The sequence below is a fragment of the Curvibacter cyanobacteriorum genome (genome assembly GCF_028649475.1).
Lineage (GTDB): Bacteria > Pseudomonadota > Gammaproteobacteria > Burkholderiales > Burkholderiaceae_C > Curvibacter > Curvibacter cyanobacteriorum.
Genome location: NZ_JAQSIP010000003.1, coordinates 686,419 through 697,379 on the forward strand (window position 1 = coordinate 686,419; position 10,961 = coordinate 697,379).

The following is a 10,961-nucleotide window of genomic DNA, read 5'->3' on the forward strand; positions in this document are numbered from 1 at the left end:
GGCCACCGCGCGCCTGCGCCCTCGGCGCCGGCGGCCGCCATGCCGCCCGGGCGGCGCAGCGGTCTGCGACCGCTGACGCTGTTGCTGTGCATGGGGCTGCTGGCGGGCCTGTTGCTGACCTTGGGCGTGTGCGTGGGCAGCACCGGCCTCAGCCCCCTGAGCGCGCTGTGGACCGACCCGCTGGCCGCGCAGATCGTGCTCGACATCCGCCTGCCGCGCACCCTGGGGGCGTTGGCCGCCGGGGCCTTGCTGGGCCTGGCGGGCGCGGTGGCGCAGGGCCTGTTCCGCAACCCGCTGGCCGATCCGTACCTGCTGGGCAGTGCCTCGGGTGCGTCGCTGGGCGTGGCCACGGCGCTGGTGCTGTTCGGTCTCAAGCCGGCCGCCATGCTGCTGTCGCCCGACTGGCTGATGCGCCTGGGCCTCACTGGCGCGGCTTTTGTGGGGGCGGTGCTCGCGGTGGCGCTGACCCTGCTGCTGGCGCGTGGCGTGCAGCAGACCCTGCGCCTGCTGCTGGCCGGCGTGATCGTGGGGGTGGTGCTGGGGGCCGTGACCTCGCTGCTCTTGCTGCGCGTGCCCGACATCATGCAGCCCATGCAGGCCTTCATGCTGGGCAACACCGGCTTTGTGGGCTGGACTTCGGCGGCCCTGATGGGCACCGTTTGGGCCGCCTGCGCCGTGGCCGCGCTGGCGGCGTCGCGGGTGCTCGATGGCCTGTCGCTCGGCGAGGCCACAGCCCTCAGCCTGGGCCTGCCGCTGGGCGCCTTGCGCGTGCTGCTGGTGGGCGTGCTGGCGCTGGCCACGGGCACCGCCGTGGCCCAGACCGGTTTGATCGCTTTCGTCGGGTTGGCCGCCCCGCACCTGGTGCGGGGCCTGGTCAAAACCGGTCACGCCTGGCAGTTGTTGCTGGCCAGCCTGGCCGGGGGCTGTTTGTTGCTGGTGGCCGATGTGCTGGCCCGTTGGTGCACCGCGCCGCAAGAGCTGCCGGTAGGTGTGCTGACCGCCGTGCTGGGTGGCAGCTACCTGCTGTGGCTCATGCACCGCCGCGGCGGGCTGGGGGGGCGACCATGAGCGCGCACCTGGCACCGCCCGGCCGGGCGCCGGCTTTGCGGGCCCGGGGCGTGCAGGCCCAGCTTGGCGGTCGGCCCGTGTTGCAGGCCATCGACCTGGCCTTGCCCGCAGGCCGCTGGACCAGCGTCGTCGGGCCCAATGGGGCGGGCAAATCCACCTTGCTGCGGGTGCTGGCCGGCTTGCTGCCGCACCAGGGCGAGGTCGAACTCCAGGGCCGTCTCCTGGCGGACTGGCCGGCGCGCGTGCGCGGCCAGCAACTGGCCTGGCTGGGGCAGAGCGAACAGGCGGGCGACGACCTGCGCGTCTGGGACGTGGTCATGCTGGGCCGCCTGCCCCACCGCGCCTGGCTGGCGGCCCCCGACGCACGCGACCACGCGGCGGTCGAGCAGGCCCTGCGCAGCACCCAGGCCTGGGACTGGCGCGAGCGCAGCCTGGGCCAACTGTCGGGGGGCGAGCGCCAGCGCGTGCTGTTGGCGCGCGCCTTGGCGGTGCAGGCCCCGGTGCTGCTGATGGACGAGCCGCTGGCCAACCTCGACCCCCCGCACCAGGCCGACTGGCTGGCCACGGTGCGGGCCCTGGTGCGCCAGGGCCACACGGTGGTGAGTGTGTTGCACGAGATCGGCATGGCCCTGCAGTCGGACGATGTGGTGGTCATGGCGGATGGCCGCCTGCGCCACCACGGCCCGACCCACGACCCCACCACCCACCGCTGCCTGGAGCAGGTGTTTGACCACCGGCTGGCCATCCACGCCCTGCAAGGGCAGTGGGTGGCGCTGCCGGTCATTCCCCCTTTTGATTCCTTTTCCCGAGACCCGCATGCAGATTGAAACCCCGCCCACCGAGAAGCCTTATGACAAAGCCGAGGGCGAGCGCCGTGGCCTGATCATCATCAACACCGGCGACGGCAAGGGCAAGAGCACGGCGGCCTTTGGCCTGGCGCTGCGCGCCCACGGCCGTGGCAAGGCCGTGCACATCTACCAGTTCATGAAAGTGCCGTCGGCGCGCTTTGGCGAGCACCGAATGTTCGAACAGCTGGGCGTGCCGGTCGAGGGCCTGGGCGATGGCTTCAGCTGGAAGAGCAAGGACCTCGAACACTCGGCGCAACTGGCCCGTGACGGCTGGCAGCGCGCGCGCAACACCATCTTGGCGGGCGAGCACTTTCTGGTCGTGCTCGACGAGATCACCTACCCGCTGATCTACGGCTGGCTGCCCCTGGAGGACGTGCTACAGACCCTGCGCGACCGGCCGCGCCATGTGCACGTGGCCCTGACCGGCCGGCGTTGCCCCGAGGAGCTGATCGCCATCGCCGACACCGTGACCGAGATGACCCTGATCAAGCACGCCTTCCGCGCGGGCATCCCCGCGCAGCGCGGCATCGAGGACTGAGCCCCTTGGCCCACCCTGTGCCTGAGCCCACGCTGTCGGTCGCGGCCACGCCGTTCACCGAGGCCGAGCGCGCCGCGGTGTACCGCGCCATCGAGCAGCGCCGGGACATGCGCCACTTTGCGGGCGGCCAGGTGGACCCGGTGGTGCTGCGGCGCCTGTTGGCGGCCGCGCACGCCGCGCCCAGTGTCGGCTTCATGCAGCCCTGGCGCTTTGTGCGCATCACCGACCCCGCGAGCCGGGCCCGCCTGCACACGCTGGTCGAGGCCGAGCGCGTGGCCACCGCGCAGGCCCTGGGCCAGCGCCAGGACGAGTTCATGCAGCTCAAGGTGCAGGGCCTCCTGGACGCCGCCGAGCTGCTGGCGGTGGCCCTGTGCGACGGGCGCGAGCGCCATGTCTTTGGTCGCCGCACCCTGCCGCAGATGGACCTGGCCTCGGCCAGTTGCGCGATCCAGAACCTCTGGCTCGCGGCCCGGGCCGAGGGCCTGGGCCTGGGCTGGGTGTCGATCTTCGAGCCGCAGGCCGTGGCACAGGAACTCGGCTTGCCGCCGGGGGCCGAGGTGATCGCCTTGCTGTGCCTGGGCCCGGTGCCCGGCTTTTACGACCAGCCCATGCTGCAACAGCAACGCTGGGCACAGCGCCAGCCGCTGGCCGAGCTGGTGTTTGACCAGCGTTGGGGCCAGCCCTCATCCCTGTTCGCGGCCGCCGATCAGGCCCCTGCAGCGGCCGACGACAAGCCCTGGCCGGGGGCGCCGGTGCCCGACGTCCCGGCGCCGGGAGGCCGCGTTGCTTGAGTGGGTGTCCCCGGGGGGGGCGGTGCCCTCGTGGTGGCTGGCGGCGGCCCTGGCCGTGGCGCTGGCGGTGGACCACGCCCTGGGCGAGCCACCCGTGCGCTGGCACCCGGTGGTCTGGATGGGGCATTACCTGGGCTGGGCGGGGCGGTGGTTGGCGCCGCAGCGCGGGGTTGGTCCGTCGCCCGAGGGGCGGCGCGACCTTCGGCGCGGCCTGGCCGGGGCGGCGCTGTGGGGCGCTGGCGCTGCGCTGACGGTGGCCGTGGCCGCGGGCTTGCAGCAAGCGCTGCTCAGCCTGGGCCCGCTGGCCGCGGTGTTGGGGCTGGGCCTGTTGCTCAAGCCCCTGTTGGCCTGGCGCATGCTGCGCCTCGAGGTGCAGGCGGTCGAAGCCGCACTGGGTCAATCGCTGGACGCAGGGCGCCAGCGCCTGGCCTGGCTGGTGAGCCGCGACGTCAGCGCACTGAGTGCCAGCGAGGTGCGCGAAAGCGCGCTGGAATCGCTGTCGGAGAACCTCAACGACTCGGTCATCGCGCCCCTGTTCTGGTTTGCCGTGGCCGGTCTGCCGGGCGCGGCACTGTACCGCTTTGCCAACACCGCCGACGCCATGTGGGGCTACCCGGGCTGGCGCCGCAGTGCCTCGGGCGAGTGGCGTTACTGGGCCTGGGCCGGCAAATGGGCGGCCCGCGCTGACGACGCCTTGTCCTGGGTGCCCGCGCGACTGACCGCGGGCCTGTTGCTTGGTGGGCGCGGGGCCTTGTGGCGCGCCTTGCCCACCCAGGCGCGGCAGACCCCGTCGCCCAACAGCGGCTGGCCCATGGCCGCGTTGGCCTTGCGCCTGTCGGTGCGCCTGGCCAAGCCCGGGGTCTACACCCTCAACCCCGGTGCACCTGCGCCCGAGGCCGTGCACACCGAGCGCGCCATCGCGCTGGCCGGCCGGGCCGTGCTGCTGGGGGGCGGGCTGGGCATGCTGCTGACCTGGGCGGTCGGGAGGCCCTGGTGAACCCCTTGCCCGCCCTGATGGCGGCGGCGCAGGGCCGCCCGCGCGAGCACGGTGGCCCCGACGCCGCGGGCGTGCCCGCGCATGACTTCTCGACCAACAGCAACGCCTGTGGCCCTTGTCCCAGCGCCTGGCGCGCCGTGCTGAGCGCTGACGTCACGCGCTACCCCGACGCGCACTACCAGCACCTGCGCGGCTGTTTGGCGCAGCACCACGGCGTGGACCCGGCGCGGGTGGTGCTGGCAGGCAGTGCCAGCGAGTTCATCTTCCGTTTCACCGCCTGGCGGGCACGCCATGGGGGGGCCGCGGTCGAGGTGCCGCGCCATGCCTATGGCGACTACGCCCAGGCCGCGCAGGCTTGGGGGCTGCCGCTGCAAAGCTACGCCGATGGCGCCGAGCCCACTGACGACGCGGACCCAAAACTGCCCCGACTGCGCTGGGCCTGTGACCCGGGCAGCCCGCTGGGGCAGGGGGTGGCGGCCACGGTGTTCGACGGCGCCACCTGGGGGGTGCTGGACCGCGCCTACCACCCGCTGCGCCTGAGCGGCCACTGCGCCTTGAGCGCCGCGACGCTGGACCAGGTCTGGCAGTTGTTTTCACCCAATAAGTCGCTGGGCCTGACGGGGGTGCGCGGCGCCTATGCCCTCGCGCCTGCCGGGGCCGAAGAGGCGGTCCACGCGCTGGCCGACCTCTGCCCCTCCTGGCCGCTCGGTGCGCAGGGCGTGGCGCTGTTGCAGGCCTGGTGCGAGCCCGAGGCGGCGCGCTGGTTGCAGCAGGCCCGCGCCACGCTGGCCGACTGGAAAGCCCGCCAGCAAGCCTTGTTCACCTCGCTGGGCTGGCGCGTCCTGCCCAGCCAGGCCAACTACTTCTGCGTCGCGGTTCCCCCCGCCTGGCAACACGCCCTGCCGGCCTGGCGCCGCGAGGGGCTCAAGCTGCGCGACGCGCGCTCTTTTGGCCTGCCCGGCCACTGGCGCCTGGGCGTGCTGCCGCCGGCCTCGCAAGCCGTGTTGCAAGCCGCTTTGCATCAAGGGCCACCGCCCGCTCTGCCTTCAGAATGGACCCCATGACGAGCCCCTCCCGAATCACCTCCGGCCCCGCGCACTGCGTGATGGTGCTGGGCACCACCAGCGGCGCTGGCAAAAGCTGGCTGACCACGGCGCTGTGCCGCTGGTACAGCAACCAGGGCTTCAAGGTCGCGCCCTTCAAGGCGCAGAACATGAGCAACAACGCCCGCGTGGTGGCGGGCCTGCAAGGCGGGGAGGGCGAGGTGGGCAGCGCCCAGTACTTCCAGGCCCTGGCCGCCCGGGCCGAGCCCGAGGTGCGCATGAACCCCTTGCTGCTCAAGCCCGAGGCCGACACGCGCAGCCAGGTGGTGCTGCTGGGCCAGGTCAACCAGGCCCTGACCGAGATGCCCTGGCGCGGCCGCAGCGAACACGTCTGGCCGGCCATCGCGCAGGCGCTGGACGACTTGCGTGCCGACCACGATGTGGTGGTGATCGAGGGCGCAGGCTCGCCCGCCGAGATCAACCTGCACGCCAGCGACATCGTCAACATGCGGGTGGCGCGCCACGCCCAGGCCGACTGCCTGCTGGTCAGCGACATCGACCGCGGTGGCGCGTTTGCCCACCTCTTCGGCACCTGGGCCCTGCTGCCTGAGGACGAGCGGGCCCTGATCAAGGGCTTTGTGCTCAACAAGTTCCGCGGCGACGCCAGCCTGCTGGCGCCGGCCCCCGAGATGCTGCAGGACCTGACCGGCGTGCCCACCGTGGCCGTCATCCCCATGCTGTGGGAGCACGGCCTGCCCGAGGAGGACGGCGTGTTCGACGACCGCAGCCGCGGTGCCGCGGGCGCGGTGCACACCCGCATCGCGGTGCTGGCCTACCCGCGCATCAGCAACCTCGATGAGTTTCAGCCGCTCAAGAACGTGCCGGGGGTGCGCCTGCAATGGGCCCGCACCCCCGCCGAAGTGCAGGGCGTGGACTGGATCATCCTGCCCGGCAGCAAGGCCACCGCCGCCGACCTGGCCTGGTTGCGTGCCCAGGGCCTGGACCAAGCCGTGGCCGAGCACGCCGCCCGTGGCGGGCGCGTGCTCGGCGTCTGCGGTGGCCTGCAGATGTTGGGCGAGGCCTTGATCGACACCCACGGCATCGATGGCAACGCGCCCGGTCTGGGCCTGCTGCCCCTGGTCACCGCCTTCGCGCCCGACAAGACGGTGCGCCACGCGCAAAGCCGTTTTGGTGCGGCGCAAGGCGCTTGGTCGGCGCTGGCCGACTGCCCGGTGCAAGGCTATGAGATCCACCACGGCCAGACCGCCCAGCACCCGGCCATGGCCGCTGCCGGTGATGTGGCCCGCGAGTTGATCCCGGGCCTGGCCTGGCAGAACGCCGCCGGCAACGTGCTGGGCCTGTACCTGCATGGTTTGTTCGAAGACGCCCGGGTGCTGCAGGCCTTGTTTGGGGCCCAGGCGCGCACCCTGGAGCAGGTGTTTCAGGGCCTGGGTGAGGGCATTGACCGTTACTTTGACCCCGCCTGGCGGGCCGCCGCCCAAGCCGAGGCCCGCGCTCCGCGCTGAGGCCGGTGCCCCGCGCTGACGCCGGCCTGCGCGGCGCGGGCGGGCCGACCGCGGTTTTCTTGTAGACTGTCCGGCATGACGTTCCAGAACTTCCCCCTGTCCCCGCGCGGCGCCCTGTGGCTGAGCGTGGGCGCTGCCGTGTCCGCACGGACGGGGGTGTCGGCCCTGGACGGCATGAACCTCAGCACCATGATGATTAGCACCATGACCACCGCGGCCCCCTAGCAGCGTTGGGGTGGCCGTACCGGCTGCCCCTGGTGTCTTGTCCCCGAACGAACCCAGCCCGGCAGCTGGGTTTTCTTTTTGTTCGGAGATGACTGTGTACCAAGATCCTGAAGCCTTCTGTGCGCCCCTGGCGGGCGCGCCCGCGCCTGCCCCCGCCCTGCGGGTGGGCCTCATTGGCCTGGGCCATGTGGGCCTGGGCACTTACCGCGTGCTGCAACGCAACCAGGCCGCGATCGCGGCGCGGGCGGGTCGCCCCGTGGTGATCACCCAGGTGGCGGTGCGTCGCCGTGAGCGCGCCGCCCCCTTGCTGGCGCCCGAGGTGCGCCGGGTCGAGGTGGCCGACCTGCTGCGCGACCCCGACATCGACGTGGTGGTGGAAGCCGTGGGCGGCACCACGCTGGCGCGCGAATGGGTCTTGCAGGCGATTGCGCAGGGCAAATCGGTGGTCACGGCCAACAAGGCCTTGCTGGCGCTGCATGGTGACGAGATCTTTGCCGCGGCCGCCGCGCGCGGCGTGAGCGTGGCCTTTGAGGGGGCGGTCGCGGTCAGCATCCCGATCATCAAGGCGCTGCGTGAGAGCCTGAGCGCGAACCGCATCGACTGGCTGGCGGGCATCATCAATGGCACCAGCAATTTCATCCTGTCCGAGATGCGTGACACCGGCCAGGACTTCGACGCGGTGCTGCGCGAGGCCCAGCGCCTGGGCTACGCCGAAGCCGACCCGGCTTTTGACGTCGACGGCATCGACGCGGCCCACAAACTGTCGCTGTTGTCGGCGCTGGCTTTTGGCACGCCGCTGCAGTTTGAGCAGGTGGCCGTGCAGGGCATCCGCGACCTGCAGGCCCAGGACGTGCGCCAGGCCGAGGCGCTGGGCTACCGCATCAAGCTGCTGGGTGTGGCGCAGTCCCTGGGCCCGGAGGCGAACGCGCCCCTGTCGCTGCGCGTGCAACCGGTGCTGCTGCCGCGGCGTCACCCCCTGGCCTCGGTCGAGGGGGCGCTGAACGGCATCCTGGTGCACGGCGATGCCTCGGGCGTGGTGGCCTACGGCGGCGCTGGCGCCGGGGGCGAGCCCACGGGCGCGGCGGTGATTGCCGACCTGGTCGATCTGGCGCGTCAACCGCCAGGCCCGGCCGCTGGCCTGCGCGTGCCACACCTGGCCTTCCACCCAGAGGCGCTGCGGCCACGGCCGGTGCAGGCCCTGTCGGCGTCGGTGGCGGCCTGCTACCTGCGCTGGCCGGTGCAAAGCGCCCAGGCCGGCTTGCGCCTGCTGAGCGAACGCCTCGCGGCGCACAGGGTGCCGGTGCGGCGCTTGCAGCCCCAGGCCGCGGTGGCGTCCGGGTCGGGGGGGCAGGCCACGCCCGAATCAGCGTCCGCCTGGGTCTTGCTGGGCGGGCCGGCGCCTGAGTCGGTCTGGCAAGCCCTGACCGCCGAGCTGGCGGCCAGCCCCTGGTCGGCTGCCCCGCCGGTGCGGCTGCGCATCGAGACCCTGGGGCTGACCGGACACGACGACGGGCTGTCGGCTTGACGGGCGCGCGCCCCGAGCCCGCGCCCATGCCGGCCCGGGGGCGGGCGGTGGCCCATGGTAAAAACGGCCGATGCCCACCGGGCGAGGCCCCTGTCGTGCCGTGCCGGTGACCGCCGCTGCCGCTTTGTTTGGAACGGATTGACCATGACCGCCTGGCCTTTGACCTCTGTGATCACTTTGTTGATGGTGCTGCTCTTGCTGGGCACTGGCATGGGGGTGGCCCGGGCGCGTGGGCGCTACAGCATCCACGCGCCGGCCGTCACGGGGCACCCGATGTTCGAGCGCGCTTACCGCATCCAGATGAACACCCTCGAGAACACCGTGCTGACCTTGCCCTTGCTGTGGCTGGCCGCCGCTTGGGGGCAGGACCTGTGGGCGGCCGCAACGGGCGCGGTCTGGCTGCTGGGGCGGCTGTGGTACGCCCAGGCTTACTTGGCAGACCCGGCCGGGCGTGGCCCCGCCTTTGGCCTGGCGCTGCTGGCCAGTGGTGCCTTGGGCCTGCAAGCAGCCTGGGGCGTGGGCCGGCAGCTGCTGGCTTGAGCGGGCGTCCAGCGCCTGCGCCTGCACTGCAGGCCGGCTGGCGGTCCCTCGACTGCCGCCTTGGGACATGCCCCTAGACCGGGGCTTGCTGGGGGCCGTCGGGCTCATGGCTGGCTACACTCGAACTCTTTTTGCCATCGAAGCGCGCGCACGTCATGGATCTCTTTTTGTTGGCCCTGCTGGGGGGCATTGCCTGTCATTTCTTCAAGGCCCAGGAGCAGCGGCGCCGCATCGCGCTGCTGGGCAGCGTGCTGGGGCAGTACCAGATCGAGAAGCTCATGGAGACGCTCACCGAGGGCTACCTGCGGGCCCTGGGCGAAAGCGATCCGGCACGCCGTGAGCAGGTCTGGCAGGTGCTCACCGGTTGTGAAACCAGCCTCAGCGACCAGTTCAACCGCTTTGCCAATGAGTTCGCGCGTGTCGATGGCGCGCTGACCCGGGTCAGCCGCCTGCCCCTGGCCCTGCCGTGGGCGGACCGCCTGCCGCAAAGCCTGTCGTTTGACCTGCGGGAGCTGCTGAAGATCCATGCCCGGGGCCTGGCCCAGAGCGTGCAGGGCGGCAGCGCGGCCGCCGGCCTGTCACCGCGGGACCGCGCCTTCCAGTTGTCGGCCGAGTTGTTCCTGATGCAGCACAGCTGCCACTGGTACTGCAAATCGAAAGCCGTGGCGTCGGCGCGTTTGCTGGCCCGGCACAAGACCTCGCATGCCCAGGTGTTGGCCGCGGTGTCGCCCGAAACCCGTCAGGCTTACTTGGCCCTGGTGGGCGCTTGAGCCCTGGCGGGGGCCGCAAAACCCCTTGAAACAGGTATAAACCCTAGTGCCGGTACACTCCGGCCGACCTCGGGGCCTGCGCCGCCGAGGCCTCCCTGTCCTGTGGTTTGCCACGCTTTTCGATTGTTCTTCACGCACCATGAGTGAGTTGTTCCCCCTCGGGTACCGTACCTGGGAAACCATCACCCACCTGGGCTCGGCCGGTTTGATCCTGCCGGTCTGGTGGTTGGCCGCCTTGGGCCTCTGGCGCGGTGGTCAGCGCAGCGCCTTGCTGTGCTGGGGCCTGAGCCTGGGCTTGGCCGCCAGTCTGACCCTGCTGACCAAACTGATGTTCATGGGCTGGGGCTACGGCATTGCCGCGGTCAATTTCACCGGGATCAGCGGTCATGCGGTGTTGGCCACGTCCGTGCTGCCACCGTTGCTGGGGGCTTTTCTGGCACCACAAGGTGGGCGCCTGCGCGTCTTGCTGGCCTTGCTGGGCTGGTCGCTGGCCATTTTGGTGGGGGTGTCCCGCGTCAAACTGGGGGCCCACAGTTGGAGCGAGGTCATGTCGGCCTGGTTGTTGGGCACGCTGGTCAGTGGCGCCGCCTTGCTGGCCCTGGGCCGCCTGAACCCGACGCCGAGTTGGGCTCGTTGGCTGCCTTTGGCGCTTTTGCTGGCCTTTGCAGGCCGCCAAGTGACTTATTTGCCGACCCATGAATGGGAGATGCAACTGGCCATTCGCCTCTCTGGTGCCGAAAAGCCCTTCACCCGGGAGCAGCTCAAAGCCTCCGGCGGCTGGCGGGCCCGCGCCCAGGCCATGCCTGGGGTGCAGTCTGTGGCCATCCACTGAGGCGTTTCGGCCCACCGTTTTCAAGCTGCTCAACGTGTCAAAGCCCGCTCTGGTGCATCACCGAAGCGGGCTTTGTGCTGTGTGGGTGGGGCAAGCTGCCCCACCTGAAGCGGCTCAGAAGCTCAGTTCGCCGGTGTGCAGTTGGCCAGCGCGGTTGGCGGTGGCGGCGGCCTGGCGCACTTCAGCGCGGGTCAGGGCCGACTTGACTTCGGGCAGCACGCGGGACTTGGCGTCCACCGACACGGCGGCGTCACGGGC

General features: G+C 71.5%; 12 protein-coding genes. All 12 read left to right on the forward strand.

Annotation, left to right across the window (positions count from 1 at the left end; genetic code table 11):
* The first annotated feature begins 39 nt into the window (after window positions 1–39).
* The 12 genes from PSQ40_RS09565 (at window position 40) to PSQ40_RS09620 (ending at window position 10,703) form a co-directional block, all read left to right on the forward strand.
* Window positions 40–1,068, forward strand: a complete 1,029-nt coding sequence (locus tag PSQ40_RS09565; RefSeq protein ID WP_409338574.1) for a FecCD family ABC transporter permease — start codon at window positions 40–42, stop codon at window positions 1,066–1,068.
* A complete protein-coding gene (locus PSQ40_RS09570; protein WP_273951131.1) occupies window positions 1,065–1,895 on the forward strand; it encodes an ABC transporter ATP-binding protein in 831 nt (276 codons plus the stop codon). Before PSQ40_RS09565 ends, PSQ40_RS09570 begins: the two co-directional genes overlap by 4 nt.
* Complete coding sequence (gene cobO, locus PSQ40_RS09575; RefSeq protein WP_273951132.1) at window positions 1,885–2,454, forward strand: cob(I)yrinic acid a,c-diamide adenosyltransferase; 570 nt, start codon at window positions 1,885–1,887, stop codon at window positions 2,452–2,454. Before PSQ40_RS09570 ends, cobO begins: the two co-directional genes overlap by 11 nt.
* A gap of 107 nt (window positions 2,455–2,561) precedes the next feature.
* Window positions 2,562–3,245, forward strand: a complete 684-nt coding sequence (gene bluB, locus PSQ40_RS09580) for a 5,6-dimethylbenzimidazole synthase (RefSeq protein WP_409338575.1) — start codon at window positions 2,562–2,564, stop codon at window positions 3,243–3,245.
* Complete coding sequence (cbiB, locus tag PSQ40_RS09585; RefSeq protein WP_273951133.1) at window positions 3,238–4,242, forward strand: adenosylcobinamide-phosphate synthase CbiB; 1,005 nt, start codon at window positions 3,238–3,240, stop codon at window positions 4,240–4,242. Before bluB ends, cbiB begins: the two co-directional genes overlap by 8 nt.
* Complete coding sequence (locus PSQ40_RS09590; protein ID WP_337961825.1) at window positions 4,239–5,306, forward strand: aminotransferase class I/II-fold pyridoxal phosphate-dependent enzyme; 1,068 nt, start codon at window positions 4,239–4,241, stop codon at window positions 5,304–5,306. The genes cbiB and PSQ40_RS09590 overlap by 4 nt, the downstream gene beginning before the upstream one ends.
* Entirely contained in the window at window positions 5,303–6,811 is a 1,509-nt protein-coding gene (locus PSQ40_RS09595) for a cobyric acid synthase (protein ID WP_409338569.1), read from the forward strand. Before PSQ40_RS09590 ends, PSQ40_RS09595 begins: the two co-directional genes overlap by 4 nt.
* 75 nt (window positions 6,812–6,886) lie before the next feature.
* Entirely contained in the window at window positions 6,887–7,036 is a 150-nt protein-coding gene (locus PSQ40_RS09600) for a hypothetical protein (protein WP_273951134.1), read from the forward strand.
* A gap of 94 nt (window positions 7,037–7,130) precedes the next feature.
* Complete coding sequence (locus tag PSQ40_RS09605; protein ID WP_273951135.1) at window positions 7,131–8,561, forward strand: homoserine dehydrogenase; 1,431 nt, start codon at window positions 7,131–7,133, stop codon at window positions 8,559–8,561.
* 144 nt (window positions 8,562–8,705) lie between these two features.
* A complete protein-coding gene (locus PSQ40_RS09610) occupies window positions 8,706–9,101 on the forward strand; it encodes an MAPEG family protein (protein ID WP_273951136.1) in 396 nt (131 codons plus the stop codon).
* Window positions 9,102–9,256: 155 nt separating this feature from the next.
* A complete protein-coding gene (locus PSQ40_RS09615; protein ID WP_273951137.1) occupies window positions 9,257–9,871 on the forward strand; it encodes a hypothetical protein in 615 nt (204 codons plus the stop codon).
* 139 nt (window positions 9,872–10,010) lie between these two features.
* On the forward strand, window positions 10,011–10,703 hold the full coding sequence (locus PSQ40_RS09620; RefSeq protein WP_273951138.1) for a phosphatase PAP2 family protein: 693 nt from the start codon (window positions 10,011–10,013) through the stop codon (window positions 10,701–10,703).
* Window positions 10,704–10,961 lie beyond the last annotated feature (258 nt).

What these genes read in the sequence shown, in the direction of transcription:
- PSQ40_RS09620 (WP_273951138.1), top strand. Translation starts at nt 10,011, where the DNA reads ATGAGTGAGTTGTTCCCCCTCGGGTACCGTACCTGGGAAACCATCACC.
- PSQ40_RS09565 (WP_409338574.1), top strand. Translation starts at nt 40, where the DNA reads ATGCCGCCCGGGCGGCGCAGCGGTCTGCGACCGCTGACGCTGTTGCTG.
- PSQ40_RS09610 (WP_273951136.1), top strand. Translation starts at nt 8,706, where the DNA reads ATGACCGCCTGGCCTTTGACCTCTGTGATCACTTTGTTGATGGTGCTG.
- PSQ40_RS09570 (WP_273951131.1), top strand. Translation starts at nt 1,065, where the DNA reads ATGAGCGCGCACCTGGCACCGCCCGGCCGGGCGCCGGCTTTGCGGGCC.
- bluB (WP_409338575.1), top strand. Translation starts at nt 2,562, where the DNA reads ATGCGCCACTTTGCGGGCGGCCAGGTGGACCCGGTGGTGCTGCGGCGC.
- PSQ40_RS09600 (WP_273951134.1), top strand. Translation starts at nt 6,887, where the DNA reads ATGACGTTCCAGAACTTCCCCCTGTCCCCGCGCGGCGCCCTGTGGCTG.
- PSQ40_RS09615 (WP_273951137.1), top strand. Translation starts at nt 9,257, where the DNA reads ATGGATCTCTTTTTGTTGGCCCTGCTGGGGGGCATTGCCTGTCATTTC.
- cobO (WP_273951132.1), top strand. Translation starts at nt 1,885, where the DNA reads ATGCAGATTGAAACCCCGCCCACCGAGAAGCCTTATGACAAAGCCGAG.
- PSQ40_RS09595 (WP_409338569.1), top strand. Translation starts at nt 5,303, where the DNA reads ATGACGAGCCCCTCCCGAATCACCTCCGGCCCCGCGCACTGCGTGATG.